We start from the raw sequence: 23,406 nt of genomic DNA on the forward strand, positions 1-23,406 counted from the left end.
TTACCTCCCATCAAGTTTTTCTTTTAAAAAAGGAAATGGTAATAATTCTTTTATATTTGTCTCAATAATAGAACCTTTTTCGTTAACAAGTATAATAGGAAGATCATTTGAGAATTCTGAAATCACCTGTCTACAAATTCCACACGGTGGTGATGGTTCATCAGTTTTTGTTGCAACAACAAGCAATTCAAACTCATATTCGCCCTCACTTACTGCCTTAAAAATCGCAACTCTTTCTGCACAAACACTTGCACCATAACTTGAATTTTCAATATTACAACCTGTAAAAATCTTTCCACTTTTAGTTAGAAGTGCTGCACCAACTTTAAACTTTGAATATGGTGCATAAGCCTTGTTCATTGCTTCTATTGCTTTTTCTATTACCTCATTCTTTTTCATTTGTTTCACCTTCTTTCCTCTCTTCTACAAAAATTACTTTGACTTGCACTATTCTTCTATTTCTAACTTTACTTACTATGAATTTTACATTATCAATTATAATTTCTTCTCCTGGATTTGGCAATCTTCCAAAATGTTCTAAAAGTAATCCTCCTATTGTAGATGCTTCTTCACCTGAAAGCTGGACGTTAAACATTTCGTTAAAGTCATCAATGTTAAATGCTCCGGAAATAAGGTATGCATTATCATCGAGCCTCTGAACTGGCTTTTCTTCAATATCAAACTCATCTTGTATCTCTCCAACGATTTCCTCAAGAATATCTTCTATGGTAACAAGTCCCGAAACGCCTCCATATTCATCGAAAACAAGGGCAATTTGAATTTTATTCTTTTGCATCTCTTTGAACAATTCATCAACTCTTTTTGTCTCCGGTACAAAAAATGGGGCACGTAAAATTTTCCTTATTTCAGGCTTTTCCTTTTTGGCGATGACTTTTAGTAAATCCTTTACATACAAGATTCCTATTACATTATCAATTTTTTCCTCATAAACTGGCAATCTTGAGTGACCACTTTTTGTTATAATATCAAGTATCTCATCAAGATCACTTTCGATATCAATTGCAACTATATCAACCCTTGGGGTCATAATTTCTTTGACTATAGTATCGCCGAATTCAAAGATTGAATATATCATTTTTTCTTCCTCATGTTCTATTAAGCCTTCTCTTTTCCCAAGTTCAATCATTGAAATAACTTCATCTTCAGATTCAAAAAATCGCTTTTCGCCACCTTTTATACCAAAAATAAAGAGTATAAATTCTGAAATCTTTGAAAGAATAAAAGCGAATGGCTTTAAAATGTAGTAGAATGGAAGAAAAATTGTAAATGTTGCTCCTAAACTCTTCTCTGGAATTGTGCTTCCTATTGTTTTTGGCACAGTTTCGCCAAAAATAACCACAATAAGAGTAGTAGTTATAGTTGCAAGCAGAATAACAATTTCATTTGAAAACCCGAACTTATTTGAATAAATAACTGCAATATTTGTAATTAACGCTGAAATTAGAAAATTTACAAAATTATTCCCTATTACAACTGCACTTATGAAATTTTCTGGCCTCTTTTTGTGCTCCAATATAAGTTTGTAAATAAAGTTCCTTTTCGCTGCTGTTTGAATTCTTAATAGCGATGAATTAAACATTGCAGATTCAAGCATAGTGAATATAGCAGAGAAAAACAGTAATACAATAATTAATATGATACTTAAACCTAACGAAGACAAAGTTTAACCACCTGCCTTTTAATTTTAACTAAAATTTCCTTGAGAAGTTTTTCCTCTAACTGTTCCATAACAATCCTCTCCTCATCTTTTTCATGATCATATCCAAGAAGATGAAGTACCCCATGAATAATTAAAAATATAAAATAGTCATTAAAATTGTTACCGAGTTTTTTTGCCTCATTTTGAGCTACTTCAGGAGAAATTAAAATTTCTCCGTAGATATTTTTTCCTTTTTCATAATCGATCTGGAATGAAAGGACATTTGTAGGTTTATCTTTTTTCCTATATCTTTTATTTATTTCTCTTATGGCATTTTTAGACAGAAGCACAATACTAATTTGTCCCTTTTCTTTAACATTTAATTCATTAAAAATAGAATCTACAACATTCTTTATACCAGTTTTATTTACCTTAAATTTTCTAACCTTATTTAAGATTTCCACTCTAACCTTACTTTCCATCAGGATACCTCTCTCTTTTATGATATATTGAAAGTAGACTTTTTACAAATGAAACTTTTACCTTTTCAAGTTCAGAAAAAGTAATTTCTGCATTTGCTAATTCTCCCTGTTTTATTCTGTCCTCAACCAATCTATTAACAAGTTCTTCAATTTTTCTGTAATCTATTTCTTCGTTGCCAAGACTCTTTGAAGCTGCTTCAACTGCATCTGCAAGAGAAACTATAACAGTTTCCTTAGTATCTGGGAGAGGTCCTGGGTATCTAAAATCGTCCATAGAAACGTTTGGATCAACTTCTTTTGCTTTAAGATAAAAATACATAATTACACTTTTTCCATGATGTGTCTCAATGAAGTGAATTATATCATCAGGGAGTCTATACCTTTTTGCAAGTTCTATTCCGTCCTTCACATGATTAATAATAATTACTTTACTTAAGCTGGGCGAAATAGTGTTATGAATATTTGCTATGTCTGTCTGATTCTCTGTGAAGTAAAAAGGATAAAGTAATTTCCCTATGTCATGATATAATGCACCGACTCTTGCCAAAAGCGAATTTGCGTTAATGGCATCAGCTGCTTGCGATGAAATATTTGCAACAAAAAGACTATGGGCAAATGTACCTGGTGCTTTAACAGACATTTCCTTGAGGAGTGGGGTGTTTAAATCGTTTAATTCAAGAAGTCTAAGAAATGTAGCCTCATTAAAGATATGCTCGAATATGTATACTATTGCGATAGCAACAATTGGTGAAAACATAAAATTTAAAAATGAATAAAACGCGTTACTAAAAGAAAGTTGGTTGGGCAACGAAAAGTTTTTATTAAGAATAAATACCACAAAAGAAACAAATGTTCCTCCAATAATGCTTGAAACAAAATAACTTGAGATTTTCTTTGTTTTATTGATGTAATAAACAATTGGAATTGAAATAGACAAAAAGACTAGTAAGACAAAAAGTGGTTGGCTAATGAATGTTAACAAATTCAATAAAAAAATAAGCGTAGAAATAAGAACATCCCTAAATGAAAAAAATTCATTAACCATTATTAAAAATAGCAATGCTGGGATTGTATAAATAGAGAAGCTTCCAAGAGAATATGATGCAATCAAAACTAAAGTAAGCAAAGTAAAATATTCTGAAATCTTTTGAAGTTTCTTTTTCTTATCATGTACTATATAAAATGCAAGAGTTCCTTCAATTATAGAAAGAAAAAACAGAAGACTTAAAGTGAAGAAACTAAATCTCTTATATAGCCCAATTTTCTCAAGTAATTTAATATCTTCTTCGGTGACTTTCTGTCCTTTTTCAATAATTTTGGTCCCTTCTTGCAATACTACTACGACTGGTTTTACATTTTTTACAGCATCCTGTATAGCTTTGTCTGTTGCATCTTCATCATATATGAAATTTGGTTTTACAAATTTTTGAACAAGCCATGAGATAATAAGCTTATCGTTACTATTTAGACCTAAGGAATCTGCATCTTTTTCAATTGACTTAATTACGTCACTGAGTTCAGTATCTCTTAAACCTTTTTTATATAAATTGTTTAACTCGTTTGCAATAAAATTCTTTAAGAAATTTAACTTATCTGTTTTAATTTCAAATAAAAGATTTGCAATTTCGGAATCATTATTACATATCTCTTTTATTGAACTAAGTTTTTCGCTGACCGTTATTGTTGAGTCCTCTTTCACAGAATTTATTTCATTAATAAAGTTTACTATATTGTTCTGAACTTCAATTTCAACATTTGCATCGTATTTATATAGAGGTTTTACGGATTTCTTTGCATTTTCAATAGCCTGTGCAGTTTTTGTTTCATCTATATACGAAATTGTCGCTGGTACGATTATATCTTGAGGAGCAGGTTTGTTAACAGAAATATTTATTTGACCTTTTAAAGACAGAAATAAAAGAATGTAGTTTAAGGTAAGAAATAAAACAAATATAAAAGCTAAAAGTTTTAACTCTTGTGCAAAAAAATTTACTATTAATCTAGGATTTATTTTTCGATTTATTCTCAAATTTTTCATATGCATTTATTATCTTTTGAACAAGGTTATGTCTCACAATATCGGTTACATCAAGATAAACAAATTCAATTCCATCTACATTCTTCAAAATCTCGACAGCTAGTTCTAATCCATTTTTTCCTTGGCTTGCCAGTAAATCACTCTGAGTTAGATCACCAGTGACAACCATTTTTGAACCCATACCAAGTCTTGTAAGAAACATTTTCATTTGGGAGAATGTTGTGTTCTGAGCCTCGTCCATTATGATAAAGGCGTCATTTAAAGTTCTTCCCCGCATGAATGCAAGGGGAGCTATTTCTATTGTTTTATTACTGATAAGTCTTTGAGTCTTTTCTTGACCAAGGAACTCAAACAATGCATCGTATATAGGTCTAAAATATGGGTCAACTTTTTGTTGTATATCACCTGGAAGATAACCTATTTTTTCTCCTACCTCAACAACAGGTCGAGTTAATATTATACGCGAAATTTTGTTTGATAAAAAATATTTCACTGCCATAGCTACAGACAAGAAGGTCTTTCCAGTACCAGCTGGACCAATAACAAACGTTATATCGTTTTTATTAACAGCTTCTATAAACTTTTTCTGACCTAGGGTTTTTGGAACAATACCTCTGCCTTTAACGTCCTCAATAATGATACTTGCGGGTAGCTCTTTTAGAAAATCACTATCTTTAATTTTTGTTGAGTAAATTAACTCCTCTATAGAAAAAGGATAACTTTTATCAGCAAGTCGCTCTATTTCTTTCAGTATTTTTTTAGCTAACTGAACGTTTTCATTTTTTCCACTTATGTATATTTTTTCTTCCCTTAGTGTGATTTTAACATTTAAGTTTTCTTCTAATACCCTAAAGTTTTCATCTAACACACCTGTTATTTTTAGTATGTTTTTAGAATTTTTAAGTCGTATTACCTCGGTATCTTCTCCCATTATCTAATTATAGAATAGCAGAAATACGATCAATCTCAAAACATTATTTTAGGATATTTAGAATTTCGTTAGAAATTTTGGTAAAAGCTTCTCTTACTTCACTATTACCCTCAACAAAAAACGAAGGTATTCCTTCATCTCCACCCTCACGTACTTGAACTTCAAGAGGGACACTTCCAAGGAATGGAACGCCTTGAGATTCAGCGAGCTTCCTTCCACCACCTGCTCCAAAAATTTCGGTCTTAGTACCACAATGAGGACATCTAAAATATGACATATTCTCAATTACTCCCAAAACTTCCATGTTCATTTGCTTAAACATAACCAGTGCTTTTGAAGCATCTAAAACAGAAACGCTTTGGGGTGTTGTTACTATTATCCCATAGTGAGTTGGAATAGTCTGTGCAATTGTTAAAGCTACATCGCCTGTTCCAGGTGGCAAGTCAATCAAAAGAAAATCCAGTTCTCCCCATTCTACATCTTCATAAAGCTGTTCCAGAGCCTTAGTTGCTAATGGTCCCCTCCATATGACTGGAGTTGATGGATCTTCAAGCAAAAAACCAATCGAAATGAGCTTAACACCAAACTTTTCAACTGGGATCATTTTTCTGTCTTGGGTTACTTTTGGAAGTTCTTGCTCTACTCCAAACATTTTAGGTATATTTGGACCGTAAATATCTGCATCCATTATACCAACTTTGTATCCAAGATTTGCAAGTGCAACTGCAAGATTTGTGGTAACGGTTGATTTTCCAACTCCACCCTTTCCTGAACCAATTGCAATAATGTACTTTATCTTAGGTTGCTCCTTAAAAGTAATTTCAAATTCAACAACCTCTGCTCCGAGTTGTGTAAGTCTTTTTGAAATAATGTCTTTAAGCTGTTGAAGTGTCTCTTCATCAAGTGGATTCAGTCTAAGTGCAATATTGACTTTCTTCCCAACAACTTCAACTCCATCAATACTACCAATGTTCAGAAGCAATTTTTTGAGTTTGGGAACATAAGTTGTTTTAAGTACATCAATTACCTGTGTTTGTAAAATTGGCATAATTTAAACTCCTTTCTAACAAATCCTGTAGTGTTATTTTACTTAAAAAGTCATCCAATCTGCTTTTGAGGTATTCAAGAGATTGCATTGATATACACTCCGCTGGCTTGCATTTAGAAGTCTTCAAACCAAATTCACATTTAACCTCAATGCTATTTCTTTTTACAGCTTGAATTATTTCAAGAACACTAATATCCTTTGGATCACGGACCATTATATAGCCACCACTTCTACCCTTCTCGCTTTCAAGGATGTGGTGTTCTCTTAACATGGAGCAAATTCTTAAAATATAGGGGAAAGAGACATTATTATTTTGTGCAATCTCACTAACTGTTGCACGTCTATCTTTCTTGCTTGCAATGTAAATGAGTGATTTTATTGCATATCCTTCAAGAGTCGTAAGAATCATTTTAACCTCTTTTCAATTATTACCAATACAGTAATATTATATTACAATTTCCAAAAAAAACAAGGCAATTTATTTAAAACCAATTATTAAAATCCTTTCTGAGTCTACATGGAATTTTTCGAAGTTGTAATTCCCATAATACTCTAACTTGCTAAAACCAACTTGTTTGAAGATATTTATCATTTCTGTTAGAGAATATATCCTTATGTGTCTCAAATAGTCTTTCCTTATATTTGGTCCCACAATGTAACGATGAGTCGAAACAACAGAGGTTACAGGATTAAATTTTCGTCTTTCAAGAATGAAAATGCCATCTTCTCTTTCTTTGAATGTTTCGCGGATAAAATATTTTAGTATGTAATCTCTATTTTCAATGTCAATAATTAGAAAACCATTCTTTTTCAAAGCTTGAAAAAATAGCCTTAAGATATGTTCATTTGTGCCATCATCGAAATATCCAAAAGAAGACCACATATTTATTATTGCATCAAAGGTATTTTCAAAAGAAAGTTCTCTCATATCCATTACATCAAATGATGCATTTTCAAGTTTGAGCTGGCTTTTTGTTTCATTTGCTACCTTTATATAAATTGGGCTTGTATCAATTCCTAAAACTTTATAGCCTCTTTTAGCAAGCTCTATAGAATGTCTTCCAATACCACATCCAGCATCAAGGATGTATGAATCTTTTTCTAAAAACTTTTCAATAAAGTCTACTTGTTCTTTTGTTCTTTCTTCTTTTTGTGCAAGAAGAAAATATTTTAAATATATATCATCGAAATAATCTTTAGTCCAGTCCATGTGAAGCAATTTCTTTCGATATTAAGGAGGCAACTCTTGCATTATCCTTGATAAGTGCGATATTAGCCTGAAGAGACTTTCCTTTGCTTAGTTCAACAATCTTTGACAATATAAAGGGAGTTACGCTTTTTCCTTTAAGACCCACCTTCTTCATTTCGTCTAAAGCTTCATTAATCCATATTTCCATTGTATTATAGTCGATTTCAAATTCTTCTGGTATCGGATTTGCAACGAGAATTGATCCTTTAATATTGAATAGTTTTTTTGCTCTTAAGATTTTTGAAACTTCAAACTCATCTGTAGGATCAATCTTTATCCCGCTCTTTCTTGAATAAAATGTTGGAAATTCATCAGTTTTATAGCCCAAAACGAGGACGCCTTTTGTCTCCAAATACTCAATTGTCTTTTCTACGTCAAGAATTGATTTTACTCCGCTTGATACAACAATAATATCTCGCTCAGCAAGTTCTTCAAGATCTCTCGAAATATCAAAAGTTTCATTTACTTCTCTGTGAACGCCACCAATACCACCAGTTGCAAAGACTTTAATGTTTGTTTTTTCTGCAAGAAATGATGTTGCAGAAACAGTTGTCCCCCCAGATAATCCTTTTGCAACTGCAAGTGGTATTTCTCTTGTTGATACTTTAATAATATCTTTCTTTTTTGCCAATGCCTCTATTTCATCTTGACTCAAACCGACAATCACAACGCCGTCGAGTATCCCTATTGTAGCAGGTACTGCACCATTTTTTATTACTACGTTTTCAACCTCAAATGCTGTTTCAATATTTTGTGGATAAGGCATTCCATGAGTAATAATCGTTGTTTCAAGAGCTACAATTGGATCTCCATTTTTAAGCGCATTTAAAACTTTATTTGAAATTCTCATTTTAGTCCTTCCTTAGATAGTCTATAAATTGCTTCGAGTCCAATTTTTATTGCATCGTCTTCAGCACGCTTGAATAATTCTTCTGCATCAAATGGTTTCATCTTTTTAAGATATACATTTCCATCGAGAGCGAAAAGTGCTCCTGCTTTAACACCTCTAAACTGACTAACTATAAATACACATCCACTTTCCATTTCTACTGCTTTTACTTGTGCTTTTACAAATTTTTCCATCTCTTCGTCAGAATATGGCACGTAAAAGGCATCTTGTGAAATTACAACTCCATACGCTATATTTGGTTTTATTTCTTTGCCTACCTCGATAAGTGTTTTTGTTAAATCGAAGTTAGCTACAGCTGGAAAGGTTTGTCTTAAATAATTTTGTGTTGTTCCATCATCTCTAACACTTCCAGTTGCAATAACAATATCTCCAACATCCAATTTAGGATCAATTCCTCCTGCAGATCCAACACGAATAAAAACCTTACCACCTAGATTAATAAGCTCCTCTAGTACTATTGCAGTCGATGGTGCCCCCATTCCCGTTGTTGCTATAGTAATTCTTTCTCCTTTGTAAAAACCAGTATAGACGTAAAGTAGCCTGTATTCATTTACAAGCTTTGCACCTTCTAAAAGCTTTGACATTTTTTCAGCTCTTTGTGGATTTCCTACAAGGATTGCATAGGGTGAAATGTCTTCACTTTCGCACCTAATATGAAATTGTGCCATAATTAACCTCCAATAAGCATTTTTATTTTCTATATTATATATATTTTGGTATAATTTCTAAGAGGTGAAATATGAACGAATTAATAGAAAGATTTATTAGGTACGTAAAAGTAAATACGCAGTCAAAAGAAGATTCAGAAACATTCCCAAGTACTTCTCAGCAACTTGAACTTGCAAATATCATTAAAGAAGACCTAAATAAACTTGGATTTGATGCAAATGTTAGTGAATTTGGATATGTTTATACATTAATTCCAAAGAACATTGAAACTGATGTCCCAAAAGTAGGATTTCTTGCACACCTTGATACTTCACCCGAGGTATCTGGACAAAATGTTAACCCAAAGATAATTGAAAAATATAATGGAACAGATATTATACTTAATCATGAGAAAGGTATTATTCTTTCAAAAGAAAAATTTCCTATATTAGAAGAGTTTATTGGACATGATCTTATAGTAACAGATGGAACAACTCTCCTTGGTGCAGATGATAAAGCAGGAATTGTTGAAATAATACAGGCAATCAAAGAAATAAAAGAACAAAATCTCCCCCATGGAGATATTTATGTTGTATTTACTCCGGATGAAGAAGTAGGCCGCGGTGTAGATAAAATTGATCTATCTTTTTTTAAACCTGACTTTGCTTATACCGTAGATGGAGAAGGATACGGAGTTTTTGAATACGAAAACTTTAATGCGGCCTTACTAAAATACAAGATTCATGGAATAAACACGCATCCTGGAACCGCAAAAGGAGCAATGAAGAATGCAATCAGGATTTCTCAAGAGTTAATGTTTCTATTTCCATCACTTGAAACGCCAGAAGCAACCGAAGGCTATGAAGGTTTTTATCATTTCTATGAGATCAATGGTGGAGTAGAGGAATTAAATTTAAAAGCGATTATAAGAGATCACAATAAGACAAAATTCCAATTTAGAAAATATTTTGCAGAAAATATTGCTAATTTTCTTAACGACAAATATGGTGAAGGGACTGTTTCAATCGAAATAAAAGATCAATACTACAACATGAAGGAAATTATTGAACAGCATCCAGAAATACTAGATATAGCTAAAAAGGCCTTTGAAAAAGCGGGTCTTGAATTCAAAACTAAGCCAATAAGAGGTGGAACAGACGGAGCAAGACTAACGTATATGGGTATACCCACACCAAACATTTTTTCAGGCGGACATAACTACCACAGCATATATGAGTTTGCTTCAATTCAAGCCATGGAAAAAGCAAAAGAAGTTGTTAAAAACATTATTACTCTAATAGCTAAGGCTTTTTAGTTTAATCCTGAAATTCCTCGTTATCTTCATATCCACTTTCTTCCTCTAAAGTGCCTTCCTCTTTTTCTAATTGTTTCAAATATTGTGCTAATTTACGCTTTGCTTTTGCTTCAACCTGTCGAATCCTTTCTCTTGTTACACCAAAAATTGTCCCTACTTCTTCGAGAGTATGAGGATATTCTCCATCAAGTCCCATTCGGTATTTTAGAATTTCCCTTTCGCGGGGTGTTAGTTTGTTCAATACTTTTTCTATTTGTTCTTTGTAATACTGATTGAGACTTTCACCTTCTGGTGTAAGATGTCTGTTATCCTCAATGAAATTTTCAAGCCTACTTTCCTCTTCATCTCCTACAGGCATTTCAAGTGAAAGAGGTTGTTGAGCAAGTCTTAAATATTTGCTAATCTTTTTTTCTGAGATACCTGTTCTTTCGGCAAGCTCTTTATAAGTTGGTTCTCTACCCAACTCTTGCATCAGTTCCTTGGATGCCTTCTCTATTTTATTAATACTATCAACCATATGCACAGGGACTCTTATAAGTCTTGATTGATCTGCAAGTGCTCTCGTAATTGCCTGTCTAATCCACCAAGTCGCATAAGTTGAAAATCTAAAGCCTTTTCTATAGTCAAATTTCTCTGCAGCTCTTATAAGTCCAAGATTGCCTTCTTGTATTAGGTCGAGAAATGAAAGTCCGTGACCTGTGTATCTTTTTGCAATGCTAACAACAAGTCTTAGATTAGCCCTAAGCAGCTTTTCTTTTGCCCACTTTTTTTCTTCTTCAGTTCCATGTGCAATTTTCTTGGCAAGTTCCATTTCCTCTTCTGGAGTGAGGAGATCTACTGAACCAATCGTTGCAAGATAAGACTGTATTGGATTTTTAAGTTCGGTAATTTCAACCTCTTCTACTGCTTTTCTTGTGAGTTTTCCTTTTATTCTTTCGAGTCTCTCTTTATCACCGAACTTAACTTTAAGTTTTTGTAAAAGTATAAACATTTCATCAATTTCATCAGCTGTTAGTGGCATCCTCTCAAGCGCATCTGCAATCTCCTCATAAGAGAGAAATCCAGTTACTCTGCCTCTTTCAATTAGTTTTCTTACTACTTCTTTTTCATCTTTACTTAACTCTTTTAGTTTCTTTAAATAGTTTTTAATTAGCTGTAGTGAAGTGTCTTTTTCTTGCATAATGTCACCTTCCTTTATATTGTTTAATAAGAGCATTAAATTCTCTTATTTTTTGTAGTTTTTCTTCGCCTTCGATGTTTTGGATTTCATTATACAACTCGTTTAGTTTTGATTCATAGATTTTTATGTCTTTATAAGACTCAATATGTTCCCTTATTGATTCTTCCCTTACAAGAAATTCGTCTCTCATGTAAAGTTCAACGGCTTTATTGTACGTTTCCTGATCAAGCTCAAGCCAGCTTGAGGGGTCTGGAAGATTTTTATTTTCTATATCTTCGAGTGCTTTGCCTACAATCTTTCGAAAAGGGTCTCGAAATTCAGTTAAGGGACAAACATTCAAAATTTCATTTATTAGTGGTGAATTCTGTAAAATTGCTTGAGTGAATATCTCTTGAATCCGGTAAATTCTATCCTGCAATTTTGGAGCAAGACTAATTAAATCTTTACTTATAATATTTCTACTTTTCCCAATAATTTTATTATAAGCATCTATTAGGAACCTTTCATCTATTTTACTTTTAATAGATATTTCTTTAATATATTCAAAAACAAGTGTTTTACTTTCAATTTTAGAAATTGTCTCAATTGTCTTTTGAATTGCTATGTTTTTAGATTGAATACTTCCATCAGTTTTTGATAATTCAAAGTCTAGAATAAAGAACACAGGATCTTTTGCATCTTTAAGCATATTTAAAACAGTGTCAGTTCCATCTTTTAAAATAATTTCGTCAGGATCAAGACTATTATTACTTGTAACAATCAAGGGTTTCAAATCAAACTTATAGCAAACATCGATCGCTCTTTCAGCTCCATTTCTGCCACCAAGATCACTATCAAAAAAGAAATAAATTGTCGATGCAAATCTTTTTATGACTTTTGCATGTTGCTCAGTGAATGCAGTTCCCATCGTTGAAACTACATTTTTTATTCCGTTTTCAAAAAGAATAATCGCATCAAAATATCCTTCAACAATAATTGCTTCATTTTTTTCTCTTATGTAATCTTTTGAAAAATTCATTAGATAAAGAGTCTCGCCTTTTTTGAATAATGGTGAATCAACAGAATTTAAGTATTTAGGTTCTTGATTGGCAAAACTTCGTCCACTAAAACCTATGATTTTACCACTTAAATCAAAGATCGGAATCATGATTCTGTTATAAAAGTAAGAAACTATATTTCCAGAATTATCGACCCTGAAATTTCCCGTTTTTAAAATATCTTCTCTTTTGAAGCCTTTTGAAATAAGATAATCATATATTTCCTTATTGTCATCATCTATAAATCCTAATTGATAAAACCTTATACTTTTATCATCTAGGCCACGTTTTAGAAGATACTCATATGGTTTTCCTTTTAATTTTTCAACAAAATAATTTTTAGTCTCTTCATTAATAGAATAAAGGATTTCTCTGTCAAGATTCTCTTTTGGAAAATATGTTGGAATATCAATTTGTGCGATATCAGCAAGTTGTTTGAGTGCGTCTTTAAAAGACATATTTTCAATTTTCATAAGAAATGTAACTACATCGCCACTTGCTCCACATCCAAAACAATGATAAAGTTGCTTTGTCGGACTTACTACGAAAGAGGGGGTCTTCTCCTGATGGAATGGGCATAAACCCACATAATTTGAGCCTTGTTTTTTGAGTTTTACATACTTACCAATAAAATCAACTATATCAACTTTCGAATGTATTTCTTCGATAATTTCTCTTAAGTCTTTCATCAACTATAAATACGAAAATTTGATATCAATTTCCTCTTATGATATAAAATTTTTATGTAATTAGAGAGATAAGTTATGAAATTGGATTAGGAAACATTATATTTTGGACCAATTCTATTGCAAATCTGTCAGTCATTGAAGAAATATAATCCGCAATTATCCTAATCCTCTCTCGCTCATCCTGTTGTAGATAACTTACAGGATCTTTGTGCTTAAGAATAACAGGATGTGAGGTTAGATAATTCTTTAATTTTTCAATATTTTTCATATAATAATCAAAAAGAAAATTCAATATAATCTTTACTTTTTCTTCCTCCTTCTTTGGTTCAGATCCAACATACACTTTTTCTGAAAGAAAATTTTTCCACTCATCCATAGCAGCTTCAACATCATTTGAAATCACGATCTTCTCTTTACCGCGGCTTTCTTCTATGACATTTAAAATTATAGTTGAAAGTCTTTTGCTATTGTTATCTCCCAAAATTTTTTTGACTAATTTTGGAACATCGCTTTCTTTTATAATTTTTGCTCGTATTGCATCATCAAGATCATGATGAAGATAAGCAATTCTGTCAGAAAGTCTTACAACTTGCCCTTCAAGCGTTGAAGGGAGAAGATCTTCAGAAAAATCTTTCAGATCTTTCAATCCTTTGCTATGTTTTGCAATCCCTTCACGAACTTCATAGGTCAAGTTTAAGCCAAATACTTCAGTGCCATCAGATTTTAAACGTTTCTCAAGTAAATCTACTACTCGTAAGCTCTGCTCAGTATGAACAAACTGCATATCAGGAAAATATTCTTTAACTTTTTCATTCAGGACTTCTTCGCCTGCATGTCCAAAAGGAGCATGCCCTAGATCATGACCAACTGCAATTGCTTCTGTTAAATCAGGATTCAAGCGAAGTGCTCTTGATATTGATCTTGCGATAGCCATTACTTCAAGAGTATGAGTTAATCTATTTCTATAATGATCTCCTTTGGGGGCAATGAAGACTTGTGTTTTATATTGAAGACGGCGAAAGGCCTTTGAATAAATTATTCTGTCTACATCTCTTTGAAAATCAGTTCTATATGGATCTTTCTCTTCAGGGACTGCTCTCCCCAGTGAGTTTTTACTAAGGCAAGCAACTGGAGAGAGCAGTTTTTCTTCTAATTCTTCGTATTCTTCTCTTATCACTTATCTATAAAAACTGATTTTCCTTTTTCTTTAACTGCGACCTGAGCTGCTGCGAGTCTTGCAATAGGAACTCTAAACGGCGAGCAACTTACATAATCAAGTCCTGCATAGTGGAAAAACTCTATTGATTCCGGATCTCCACCATGTTCTCCACAAACTCCAATTTCAAGCGAGGGGTTTGTATGTCGCCCTAAGACAACACCAATTCTTACAAGTTTACCGACACCATCTCTATCGATAGTCATGAAGGGATCTTTCTCTAAAATCTTATGATCAAGATAATATGGCAAGAATGTTCCTTCTGCATCATCTCTACTATATGCAAAGGTAGTTTGTGTCAAATCGTTTGTTCCATAGGAGAAGAAATCTGCATATTGCGCTATCTGATCAGCAGTAAGTGCTGCTCTTGGAACTTCTACCATAGTACCAATTTCAATTTTGACATCCATTCCAGCTTCAGCAAGCTTATCTTTTACAATTTTTTCAATTTTCTCACGCAAAATTTTCATTTCGTTGACATGTCCAATCAGGGGTAACATTATCTTTGGTTTCGGATTAAAACCTTCTTTTTTCAACTGCACGCAAGCATCTACAATCGCTTGTGTTTGCATTTCATAAATTTCAGGATATATTATTCCGACACGACAGCCTCTGAATCCAATCATAGGGTTAAACTCAGCAAGTTCCTTTGACCTCTTTAATTGACGCTCTTTCTTTTGAAGGAGCTCCGGATTACTATTTGTACTTCTCAATTCTTCGATTTCCTTTTCAAGTCTTTCTTTTTGCGGTAAGAACTCATGAAGAGGTGGGTCGAGTAATCTTATTATTACTGGAAAACCATCCATCTCTTTGAGTATTTCGTAAAAGTCCTTCTTCTGAAGAGGTTCAAGTTTACTTAGATGTTCTCTTCTTTCTTCTGCGGTCTCTGCAATTATCATATCTTGCATTATTGGAAGTCTATCTGGTTGTAAGAACATTCTTTCGGTTCTACAAAGCCCAATACCTTCTGCTCCATAACTTCTTGCTCTCCTTGCTTCATCGGGTGTATTAGCATTGGCTTTTACTCCAAGTTTCCTTAATTCGTCGGCAATTTTTAAAAATTCTTCAAATTCACCGGAAAGTTCAGGTTCAACCATTGGAACCTCGCCTAAAATTACATTTCCTGTAGTTCCATCGATAGTAATGACATCATTCTCTTTTACTGTAACACCATTTACAGTAAAAGTTTTATTTTCTAAATCAAGTTTTATTGATTCAGCTCCTACTATGCACGGAATTCCCATTCCTCTAGCAACTACTGCAGCATGCGCAGTCATTCCACCACGAGTCGTTAAAATACCTTGAGAATGAGCCATTCCTTCAAGATCTTCTGGGGTAGTTTCTGGTCTTACAAGGATTACAGGTTCTCCCGCCTTTCCTCTTGACGCCGCTTCCTTTACATCAAAAACAACTTTCCCAGATGCTGCACCAGGAGATGCTGGCAAGCCTTTTGCAATAACTCTAACTTCAGCTTTTGGATCTATCATCTTGTGTAAAAGCTGGTCAATTTGATCAGTTGATACTCTTAAAACTGCCTCTTCTTTTGTAATAAGGCTTTCTTTTACCATATCAACTGCAATCTTTACAGCTGCACGAGCAGTTCTCTTACCAGAACGTGTTTGAAGCATATATAGTTTTCCTCGTTCAATTGTAAATTCCATATCCTGCATATCTCGATAATGATGTTCAAGAATATCTGCAACTCTCAAGAGTTCTTTGTAGGCTTCAGGCATTTCATTTGCAAGTTCATCAATCTGCTTTGGAGTCCTTATTCCAGCAACAACGTCCTCACCTTGAGCATTTACAAGATACTCGCCATACAATTTTTTCTCGCCAGTGGAAGGATTTCTTGTAAAAGCAACACCAGTTGCTGAGTCATTTCCCATGTTTCCAAAGACCATCATAACTATGTTTACTGCAGTTCCTAAATCATCAGAAATTTTATTGAGCATTCTGTAAGTTATTGCGCGTGGGTTATTCCAAGATTTAAACACTGCTTCAATTGCAAGAAAGAGTTGTTCCATTGGATCTTGAGGAAAATCCTTACCTGTATGTTCTTTGTAGAGTTTTTTGTAGTCTGCAATGACTTCTTTTAAGACTTCTTCAGTAAGTTCTACGTCGCTCTTAAAACCATTTTTATCTTTGTGATAGGTAAGTATTTTCTCGAATTCTTCATGAGGGACACCCATTACCACATCACCAAACATCTGGATAAATCTACGATAACTATCATAAGCAAATCTTCCATTTTGTGTCAATTTTTTTAAGCCTTCAACTGCTTCGTCATTTAAGCCAAGGTTAAGAATTGTATCCATCATTCCTGGCATGGAAACAGGAGCGCCTGATCTAACAGAGACAAGAAGAGGATTCTCTGGGTCACCAAATTTTTTACCAGTTTTTTGTTCTAATCTTTTTAAGTGCTCTAAGGTTTCCTGTTTAATTTCTTCGCTTATGTAGCCCCGTTTTTGATAGTCTTTACATGCCTCTGTGGTAATTGTAAATCCTGGTGGCACCGGTAAACCAATTCGCGTCATTTCAGCAAGTCCAGCGCCTTTGCCACCAAGTAGATTTCTCATTTGTTCACTGCCTTCTTCGAAATCATAAACCCATTTTGCCATAATTACCTCCGTCTTAAAATTTAATTTCACAGTTATATATTTTACCACAAATTAAGTAAAATTACTATTTTTCAATTACAACTTCAGAAAACATAGCAAAACTTTCGAAAAGTTTCAAAACTTTCATAAGTTGTGCAAGCCTGTTATTTCTTATTCTCTCATCTTTTTCCATAACGAGGACTTTATCAAAAAACTTATTTACACTTGGAACATACAGATATAAGAGATGAATTATTGCATCGTAATCTCTCGATTTAAGCATCTCCTTTAAAAGTTTTTCGCTTTCACTTGTAACTGTAAATAACTCTTTCTCAGCATCTTCAAGTAAAAGGTCATAAGACACAAGATCACTCTCAATGTTTGTTTTCTGCAAGATATTTCTTATCCTTTTATGAACGACTACAATTTCTTTAAATTTCTCATCCTTAGAGTACTTCTCCAAAGTTTTTGCTCTGTCCAAGAAAGTCGGCATTAAATCAATTGGAAGTGCTGTAACTGCATTTGCGCTGTCGTAACTTATGTTGTTAGACCTTATCAAATAATTTGCTCTCTCTCGCAAAAGATTCAATACATCCTGAAGAATTTCTTGGATATTTCTTGTAAACGAATCTAGTCCAATTATAAAATTAATTAAATTAGATATTGGAAAGACATTTTCTTCAAGGGTAAAAACTACTTCTACAATTTGAAGTGCACTTCTTCTTAAACCAAGCGGGTCTTTAGAACTCGTAAATTCAAAACCTTTCCCAACGCTCAATACTAACGTATCGAGCTTATCTATGATACTCAAATATTTTCCAAGCCTAGTTTTGGGAACTTCGTCATGAGAAAATCTTGGAAGATATTGCTCTGAAATAGCTAAGGCAACTTCTTCAGGTTCTCCTTGAATCCTTGCGTAAATACCACCCATAGTTCCCTGCAATTCTGGAAACTCTTTTACAACTTGAGTAGTTATATCAGCCTTAGAAAGAAGAGATGCCCTTTTTAAAAGATCTCTACTTTTTGCATCTAATTCAAGAACCTCGCTTAAATATTCTGAAATTTTAACAAGTCGTTGTGTTTTATCAAACAACGTTCCCAAACCACTTATAAAAATAATATCTTTTAGTTTCGGAACTCTGAATTCAAGTTTTTCTTTTTTGTCTTCCTCAAAGAAAAATGCACCATCATAAAGCCTAGCCATTGCAACTTTTTCATAGCCTTTTCTGACATTTTCAATAAAGTCAGAAATACCATTTCTAACTCCTACAAAGAAAGGCAAAACTTTTGTTAGATCTTTGGAATAAATTGGAAATGACTTCAGATGGTCCTTTATAACACTTTCTACGATACAATCTGGAATATCAAATTTACCAAGCTTTAATTCACAGAGGAATGGTGTCGGAAATTCTGTTAAATTTACAACTTCTTCTAAAAATTCGTTTTCATATTTTACTCTTCCTTCAACAGAAGAAGCAAGTTTCTCAAGGTCTTTTTTTACTAAGGTTTCTCTTTCCTTGTAGTCAAGGATGACATAACGTTCTCTAACTTTCTTAAAGTAATCTTGTGTATTTTTACATATAAATTCAAGTGGAGAATCAAAATAGAAACCAAAAGATTTATTTGAAGAGTGAATTCCAGCATATTCTAAATTAATAACCTCGTTATCAAAAAGTGCAAGGATGCTTCGTATAGGCCGTAAAAATACAACATTCGAACTATTCCATCTCATTCCGCGAGGAAAAACTAAATTTTTTAGAGATTCGATTACAATTGCTGGAAGAATTTCTTTTGCATCTCTTCCTTGAACCTTTTTAAAGCCGAAAATGTACTTATTATCCTTTATCTCTTTTATTATTATTTCATCTTCTTTCAAATCATTGCTCTCAAGGAACTTTTTGAAAACCTGAGTTGGAGTACCTTTTTCATCGTATGCAATTTTGTACGGCGGGCCTTTTATTTCTATTACCCTCTCACTTTCTTTCTCTTCAACGTCCTTAACAAAAAGTACAAGCCTTCGTGGTGTTGAAAATGTTTGAATTTCTCCGTGATTAATGTTAGTATAACTAAAATTTCTTTCTGCCAATTCCTTTAACTGTTTAGAAATATCGTTCAAAAGTTTTGCAGGCATTTCTTCAGTATATATCTCAAAGAGAAAGTCCTTCATATTTTACCTCTCTTTCTAAAACTATTTTCGCTGAAAGCTCTGCAAGATGTCTCATACGCGCAATCATATTTTGTCGTTCGGAAGCACTTATAACTCCCCGCGCATCAAGTAAATTAAAAGCATGCGAACATTTCAAAAGATACATATAGCCAGGTGTTAAAATACCTTTTTCTAATATCCTTGCAGCCTCTTTCTCATACTCTTCAAAAAGTTCAAATAGTAAATTTGGATCGCTTTCATCAAAAGAATAAATACATTCCTCTCTTTCTTCCTGTTTTCTCAAATCTCCATAAGTTGTAGTTTCGTTCCATTGAATTTCAAAAACATTATCTTTATCCTGTAAAAACATTGCGAGTCGCTCAAGACCATAGGTAATTTCAACTGATACTGGATCAAGAGCTACACCTGCTGCAATTTGAAAGTAAGTGAATTGTGTTATTTCAAGGCCATCGAGTCTTACCTCCCAGCCAACTCCTTGAGCGCCAAGAACCGCTGTCTCCCAATTATCTTCTATGAATTTTATTTCATGCTTTGCAAGTTTTAAACCAAGATGCTTTAAACTTTCAAGATAAATATCTTTTATGTTTTCTATTGGTGGCTTTATAATGACTTGAAATTGATGATGCATGTAAAGTCTATTTGGATTCTCTCCATAGCGTCCATCAGCAGGTCGCCTTGATGGCTGAACGTATGCAACTTTCCATGGTTTTTTACCCAAAACTTTTAGAAACGTATAAGGACTCAGGGTTCCAGCTCCGACTTCCTGATCGAAGGGTGGTAAAATTATACATCCTTGCTTTTGCCAGAAATGCTCTAATTTAAAAATTAACTCCTGAAAGTACATATATCACCTCGCATACAAAGTCTTTATATTCTCTATATTCTCTATATTCTCTACATTCTCTATACTCTCTAAAAATTTTTTGTAATCGTCAAGTTCAAACTTTTGAATTATATAGTAATTAAGCAAGTCTATTATACCTTTACTTTTGGAAAGTTTTATCAATTCGGGATGATCCATTTTATTTAGATATAATGCTTCTTCATATAACGTTTTATCTACAGGGAAGCCTGAAATTTCATTAAATCCGTTATTTTCAATGGAGAAGTAAATAGCTTTTGGTTGTTTTTTTGGAAAATTGATTGGGCTTCCAAGAAGTCTGAGAAGATGAAACATATAGTAGATTAGCGCTAGTTGCGAATATTCTTGATCAATCAAATTCAAAAATTGAAGGGTTTCTATTGTCAATTCTAAGACTTTTAAGTTTTCCTCTTCATAAGGAAGTAAAAGAATTAGAAGCTCTTGCAGATACAAAAGGATAAGCATCTTAGGAAATTCCTCTTTTGTATTTCTAAAATCGTTTAACATCTCAATTTCTGTTGCAATATATGTATTTCCCTTTTTGTATAACTGCAATTTTTCGTATACAAATGAACCAGTATACCCAGAACGTTTTGATGCTGAGCTTCTTACTGAGCGAAATTTTACAATGATCTTACCAAGCCTATCAGTAAGTATTACAACATACCTATCGGAATCTTTAGAAGGAAATGCAGTGATTGTAAGTCCGTAAACGTTTATGTAACCCATTAAGAGACTATTTCAACACTCTTGCTTGCACCTATTCTTGTTGCACCAGCCTTAACCATTTTTACCGCTGTTTCGTAATCTCTAATACCCCCCGATGCTTTAACCCCAATATAACTTGGAACTACAGACCTTATAAGTTGTATATCCTCAACAGTTGCTCCAGCTGTGCTAAATCCTGTTGAGGTTTTTACAAAATTCGCACCTGCAGATACAGAAAGTGTTGAAGCAATAATTTTCTCTTCCTGAGTAAGAAGACATGTTTCAATTATTACTTTTACAATCCTATTAGAGGCCGCCTTGACTACTTCTCGTATATCATTTTCAACTTTTGCATATTCTTTTGCTTTTAAAAGACCAATGTGAATTACCATATCTATTTCATCTGCGCCATCTTTTATTGCTTTTTCAGTTTCTGCTACCTTTGCGTATGTTGAAGAAGCACCAAGAGGAAACCCGACTACTGAAGCAATCTTTATACTACTCCCACTTAAAAAACTCTTTACTAATTCTACATACGAAGAATTAACGCAAACTGCAAAGAAGTTGTTTTCAATTGCTTCCTTGCATAACTTTTCAATATCCTTTGGAGTTGCATCAGGTTTCAAAAGCGTGTGGTCAATAATACTGCGTAAATAATCTTTTGAAATTTCTTCCATATTTATCACCTCTTCAATATTTTATAAATTTGTTACTTTTAATCAAGGATAATTTAGTGATAATTTAGTTTGAAAACCGTAATTTTAATGTTATAATGTTAATATGGATTACATTGCGCTTTATAGGAAATATAGACCTCAGACATTTGATGAAGTAGTAGAACAAAATTCTGTTGTAAAAGTTCTAAAAGCTGAATTAAAGCAAAAGAAAATATCGCATGCCTATCTCTTTGCAGGGCCGAAAGGCTCTGGTAAGACTACTATTGCAAGGATTTTTGCAAAGGGACTCAATTGCGTGAATGGTCCAACTGACACACCGTGTCTTAAATGTGATAACTGTGTTTCAATTGCAAACGGAACAAGCCTTGATGTCATTGAAATAGATGCTGCTTCAAATAGAGGAATTGACGAGATTAGAAGTCTTAAAGAACACGTACAGTATGTTCCGGTAAGCTCAAAATACAAAGTGTATATAATCGACGAAGCACATATGCTTACTCCGCAAGCATTTAATGCTCTATTAAAAACACTCGAAGAACCTCCACAAAATGTAGTATTCATCCTTGCAACAACCGAAGCTGATAAAATCCCTCCAACAATTATCTCAAGATGTGAAAGGTTATATTTTAAACCTATAAGTATTCAAGGTTTAAGTAATAAAATAAAGGAAATAACAAAATTAGAAGGAGCACAAATAAGTGATGCGGCAGCAGAGCTAATTGCAAGAGTTTCATCCGGATCTTTAAGAAATGCTCTGAGTTTACTTGAACAAGTAATAACAGTTTCTGATCTAATTGATGAAAGCACTGTAAGGAATCTTCTTGACATACCTGATGAGAAATTTATTCTCAACTTTTCAAGCGCGCTAATTCAGGGTAAAGTTGATTCAATTTTTGAAGGAATTCGCCAAATTGAAGTAAACGGAAAAGACCCCAAAACATTCATAAATGAGCTAAGCGAGTTTTTTGAAGATTTACTGATTATGAAGCTAGGAAATAGCGAAAGTATCGAATATAAAAGAGATGCAGCTATTGTCTCTGAAATGAAAGAACTACTAAAATTTACATCTTTGAAAAAACTTATTGAAATTTCGAAAATCCTCTTAGATATTTCTAACAAAGTAAAATTTTATAAGGATGTTTACTTTGCAATGCTCATTGACTTCCTTGATAATTTAGGAATTTTGGAAGAAACTTTAGAAATAAAGCAAAAAATAGAATCAAAAGCTGTAATAGAATCTACTGTGGAAGAAAATATTAGTGAGAATTTGTTAGTTCAAAAAAAGGAATTAGTTAAAGAAGAACCGACCATAATAGAACAGAATCTCGATATTGAACGAATAAAATTACTGTGGGAAACAATCGTTAATGAGGTAAAACAAAGAAATATTCCTGCTGGAACTTTGCTATCAAAAGCAACTCCCGTTTCAGTAAAAGACGGAATAATAGAAATACTGCCTGATAAACCATTTGCTTTGAATGTTCTAAAGACAAGGGAAAACATTGAAATTTTAGAAGAGATTCTAAAGAAAATTACTGGTAAGACTTTTAAAGTAACTTACCTTGAGCCAAAAATAGAACCAAAAATAACAAAAGAGGAAAAAATTAAAGAAATTGAGAACAAAAAAGAAATAAAAGAAATATTAGAACTTTTTGAAGGGACAATAGTAGATATTAAGGAGGACAAAAAATGAGAAATTTTAATGAAATTTTAAGACAAGCACAAGAACTACAGAAAAAACTTGAACAAATAAATGCAGAACTTGAACAAATGGAAATTGAAGCAACTGCACAGAATATGGTTAAAGCTAAAGTTAATGGAAAGTTAGAGGTTATTTCTATTGAAATTTTACAAGAAAACTTCACAGATTTAGATAAAGAAATGCTCGAAGACCTCATAGTAGTTGTTATAAAAGATGCACAGAACAAAGCAAAATTAATTGCGCAGGAGAAGTTTGCTTCTTTAGGTGCATTGGGGGGGGTTGTTACCTAA

21 protein-coding genes are annotated in these 23,406 nt (G+C 33.1%); 3 read left to right on the top strand and 18 right to left on the bottom strand.

The window, feature by feature from the left end; translation table 11 throughout:
* The 10 genes from cdd to ACMV0E_RS01545 form a co-directional block, all read right to left on the bottom strand.
* Entirely contained in the window at positions 1-399 is a 399-nt protein-coding gene (gene cdd / locus ACMV0E_RS01500; RefSeq protein ID WP_416084602.1) for a cytidine deaminase, read from the bottom strand.
* Positions 386-1,681 carry a hemolysin family protein gene (locus ACMV0E_RS01505; RefSeq protein WP_416084603.1) on the bottom strand — a complete coding sequence of 432 codons (1,296 nt, stop codon included), beginning with the start codon at positions 1,679-1,681 and terminating at the stop codon, positions 386-388. The genes cdd and ACMV0E_RS01505 overlap by 14 nt, the downstream gene beginning before the upstream one ends.
* Entirely contained in the window at positions 1,669-2,142 is a 474-nt protein-coding gene (gene ybeY / locus ACMV0E_RS01510; RefSeq protein ID WP_416084604.1) for an rRNA maturation RNase YbeY, read from the bottom strand. Before ybeY ends, ACMV0E_RS01505 begins: the two co-directional genes overlap by 13 nt.
* A complete protein-coding gene (locus ACMV0E_RS01515) occupies positions 2,132-4,180 on the bottom strand; it encodes an HD family phosphohydrolase (RefSeq protein WP_416084605.1) in 2,049 nt (682 codons plus the stop codon). Before ACMV0E_RS01515 ends, ybeY begins: the two co-directional genes overlap by 11 nt.
* A complete protein-coding gene (locus ACMV0E_RS01520; protein ID WP_416084606.1) occupies positions 4,143-5,111 on the bottom strand; it encodes a PhoH family protein in 969 nt (322 codons plus the stop codon). The genes ACMV0E_RS01515 and ACMV0E_RS01520 overlap by 38 nt, the downstream gene beginning before the upstream one ends.
* 43 nt (positions 5,112-5,154) lie before the next feature.
* The gene (locus ACMV0E_RS01525; RefSeq protein ID WP_416084607.1) at positions 5,155-6,159 is read right to left on the bottom strand and encodes an Mrp/NBP35 family ATP-binding protein; all 1,005 of its coding nucleotides are present in this window, start codon (positions 6,157-6,159) and stop codon (positions 5,155-5,157) included.
* The gene (locus ACMV0E_RS01530; protein WP_416084608.1) at positions 6,131-6,568 is read right to left on the bottom strand and encodes an RrF2 family transcriptional regulator; all 438 of its coding nucleotides are present in this window, start codon (positions 6,566-6,568) and stop codon (positions 6,131-6,133) included. Before ACMV0E_RS01530 ends, ACMV0E_RS01525 begins: the two co-directional genes overlap by 29 nt.
* A gap of 69 nt (positions 6,569-6,637) precedes the next feature.
* A complete protein-coding gene (locus tag ACMV0E_RS01535) occupies positions 6,638-7,369 on the bottom strand; it encodes a class I SAM-dependent methyltransferase (RefSeq protein WP_416084609.1) in 732 nt (243 codons plus the stop codon).
* Positions 7,356-8,258 (bottom strand): pseudouridine-5'-phosphate glycosidase, encoded by a 903-nt coding sequence (locus tag ACMV0E_RS01540; RefSeq protein WP_416084610.1) that lies wholly within the window; start codon positions 8,256-8,258, stop codon positions 7,356-7,358. Before ACMV0E_RS01540 ends, ACMV0E_RS01535 begins: the two co-directional genes overlap by 14 nt.
* On the bottom strand, positions 8,255-8,986 hold the full coding sequence (locus ACMV0E_RS01545) for a nucleoside phosphorylase (protein ID WP_416084611.1): 732 nt from the start codon (positions 8,984-8,986) through the stop codon (positions 8,255-8,257). Before ACMV0E_RS01545 ends, ACMV0E_RS01540 begins: the two co-directional genes overlap by 4 nt.
* Before the next feature lie 71 nt (positions 8,987-9,057).
* Here ACMV0E_RS01545 and pepT point away from each other — a divergent pair, with 71 nt between their 5' ends.
* Complete coding sequence (gene pepT / locus ACMV0E_RS01550; RefSeq protein ID WP_416084612.1) at positions 9,058-10,281, top strand: peptidase T; 1,224 nt, start codon at positions 9,058-9,060, stop codon at positions 10,279-10,281.
* 1 nt (position 10,282) lies between these two features.
* Here pepT and ACMV0E_RS01555 read toward each other — a convergent pair whose 3' ends face one another.
* From ACMV0E_RS01555 to deoC, 8 genes are all read right to left on the bottom strand, one after another.
* Complete coding sequence (locus ACMV0E_RS01555) at positions 10,283-11,461, bottom strand: sigma-70 family RNA polymerase sigma factor (RefSeq protein ID WP_416084613.1); 1,179 nt, start codon at positions 11,459-11,461, stop codon at positions 10,283-10,285.
* Positions 11,462-11,465: 4 nt separating this feature from the next.
* Positions 11,466-13,187: a DNA primase gene (dnaG, locus tag ACMV0E_RS01560; RefSeq protein ID WP_416084614.1), complete on the bottom strand. Its 1,722-nt coding sequence runs from the start codon at positions 13,185-13,187 to the stop codon at positions 11,466-11,468.
* 73 nt (positions 13,188-13,260) lie between these two features.
* Positions 13,261-14,364, bottom strand: coding sequence for a deoxyguanosinetriphosphate triphosphohydrolase (locus ACMV0E_RS01565; protein ID WP_416084615.1), 1,104 nt, complete (start codon positions 14,362-14,364; stop codon positions 13,261-13,263).
* The gene (gene ppdK, locus ACMV0E_RS01570; protein ID WP_416084616.1) at positions 14,361-17,021 is read right to left on the bottom strand and encodes a pyruvate, phosphate dikinase; all 2,661 of its coding nucleotides are present in this window, start codon (positions 17,019-17,021) and stop codon (positions 14,361-14,363) included. Before ppdK ends, ACMV0E_RS01565 begins: the two co-directional genes overlap by 4 nt.
* Before the next feature lie 64 nt (positions 17,022-17,085).
* Positions 17,086-19,167 carry a glycine--tRNA ligase subunit beta gene (gene glyS, locus ACMV0E_RS01575; RefSeq protein WP_416084617.1) on the bottom strand — a complete coding sequence of 694 codons (2,082 nt, stop codon included), beginning with the start codon at positions 19,165-19,167 and terminating at the stop codon, positions 17,086-17,088.
* Complete coding sequence (locus tag ACMV0E_RS01580) at positions 19,148-20,011, bottom strand: glycine--tRNA ligase subunit alpha (protein WP_416084618.1); 864 nt, start codon at positions 20,009-20,011, stop codon at positions 19,148-19,150. Before ACMV0E_RS01580 ends, glyS begins: the two co-directional genes overlap by 20 nt.
* Before the next feature lie 3 nt (positions 20,012-20,014).
* The gene (recO, locus tag ACMV0E_RS01585) at positions 20,015-20,758 is read right to left on the bottom strand and encodes a DNA repair protein RecO (protein WP_416084619.1); all 744 of its coding nucleotides are present in this window, start codon (positions 20,756-20,758) and stop codon (positions 20,015-20,017) included.
* On the bottom strand, positions 20,758-21,414 hold the full coding sequence (gene deoC, locus ACMV0E_RS01590) for a deoxyribose-phosphate aldolase (protein ID WP_416084620.1): 657 nt from the start codon (positions 21,412-21,414) through the stop codon (positions 20,758-20,760). Before deoC ends, recO begins: the two co-directional genes overlap by 1 nt.
* A gap of 103 nt (positions 21,415-21,517) precedes the next feature.
* Between deoC and dnaX the strand changes: the two genes are divergently transcribed.
* Both dnaX and ACMV0E_RS01600 read left to right on the top strand, forming a co-directional pair.
* Entirely contained in the window at positions 21,518-23,107 is a 1,590-nt protein-coding gene (gene dnaX / locus ACMV0E_RS01595; protein ID WP_416084621.1) for a DNA polymerase III subunit gamma/tau, read from the top strand.
* Positions 23,104-23,406: a YbaB/EbfC family nucleoid-associated protein gene (locus ACMV0E_RS01600; RefSeq protein WP_416084622.1), complete on the top strand. Its 303-nt coding sequence runs from the start codon at positions 23,104-23,106 to the stop codon at positions 23,404-23,406. Before dnaX ends, ACMV0E_RS01600 begins: the two co-directional genes overlap by 4 nt.

It is taken from the genome of Caldisericum insulae, from assembly GCF_047785965.1.
Taxonomy (GTDB): Bacteria; Caldisericota; Caldisericia; order Caldisericales; family Caldisericaceae; genus Caldisericum; species Caldisericum exile_A.

What these genes read in the sequence shown, in the direction of transcription:
- cdd (WP_416084602.1), bottom strand. Translation starts at nt 399, where the DNA reads ATGAAAAAGAATGAGGTAATAGAAAAAGCAATAGAAGCAATGAACAAG.
- ybeY (WP_416084604.1), bottom strand. Translation starts at nt 2,142, where the DNA reads ATGGAAAGTAAGGTTAGAGTGGAAATCTTAAATAAGGTTAGAAAATTT.
- ACMV0E_RS01515 (WP_416084605.1), bottom strand. Translation starts at nt 4,180, where the DNA reads ATGAAAAATTTGAGAATAAATCGAAAAATAAATCCTAGATTAATAGTA.
- ACMV0E_RS01520 (WP_416084606.1), bottom strand. Translation starts at nt 5,111, where the DNA reads ATGGGAGAAGATACCGAGGTAATACGACTTAAAAATTCTAAAAACATA.
- ACMV0E_RS01525 (WP_416084607.1), bottom strand. Translation starts at nt 6,159, where the DNA reads ATGCCAATTTTACAAACACAGGTAATTGATGTACTTAAAACAACTTAT.
- ACMV0E_RS01530 (WP_416084608.1), bottom strand. Translation starts at nt 6,568, where the DNA reads ATGATTCTTACGACTCTTGAAGGATATGCAATAAAATCACTCATTTAC.
- ACMV0E_RS01535 (WP_416084609.1), bottom strand. Translation starts at nt 7,369, where the DNA reads ATGGACTGGACTAAAGATTATTTCGATGATATATATTTAAAATATTTT.
- ACMV0E_RS01540 (WP_416084610.1), bottom strand. Translation starts at nt 8,258, where the DNA reads ATGAGAATTTCAAATAAAGTTTTAAATGCGCTTAAAAATGGAGATCCA.
- ACMV0E_RS01545 (WP_416084611.1), bottom strand. Translation starts at nt 8,986, where the DNA reads ATGGCACAATTTCATATTAGGTGCGAAAGTGAAGACATTTCACCCTAT.
- pepT (WP_416084612.1), top strand. Translation starts at nt 9,058, where the DNA reads ATGAACGAATTAATAGAAAGATTTATTAGGTACGTAAAAGTAAATACG.
- ACMV0E_RS01555 (WP_416084613.1), bottom strand. Translation starts at nt 11,461, where the DNA reads ATGCAAGAAAAAGACACTTCACTACAGCTAATTAAAAACTATTTAAAG.
- dnaG (WP_416084614.1), bottom strand. Translation starts at nt 13,187, where the DNA reads ATGAAAGACTTAAGAGAAATTATCGAAGAAATACATTCGAAAGTTGAT.
- ppdK (WP_416084616.1), bottom strand. Translation starts at nt 17,021, where the DNA reads ATGGCAAAATGGGTTTATGATTTCGAAGAAGGCAGTGAACAAATGAGA.
- glyS (WP_416084617.1), bottom strand. Translation starts at nt 19,167, where the DNA reads ATGAAGGACTTTCTCTTTGAGATATATACTGAAGAAATGCCTGCAAAA.
- ACMV0E_RS01580 (WP_416084618.1), bottom strand. Translation starts at nt 20,011, where the DNA reads ATGTACTTTCAGGAGTTAATTTTTAAATTAGAGCATTTCTGGCAAAAG.
- recO (WP_416084619.1), bottom strand. Translation starts at nt 20,758, where the DNA reads ATGGGTTACATAAACGTTTACGGACTTACAATCACTGCATTTCCTTCT.
- deoC (WP_416084620.1), bottom strand. Translation starts at nt 21,414, where the DNA reads ATGGAAGAAATTTCAAAAGATTATTTACGCAGTATTATTGACCACACG.
- dnaX (WP_416084621.1), top strand. Translation starts at nt 21,518, where the DNA reads ATGGATTACATTGCGCTTTATAGGAAATATAGACCTCAGACATTTGAT.
- ACMV0E_RS01600 (WP_416084622.1), top strand. Translation starts at nt 23,104, where the DNA reads ATGAGAAATTTTAATGAAATTTTAAGACAAGCACAAGAACTACAGAAA.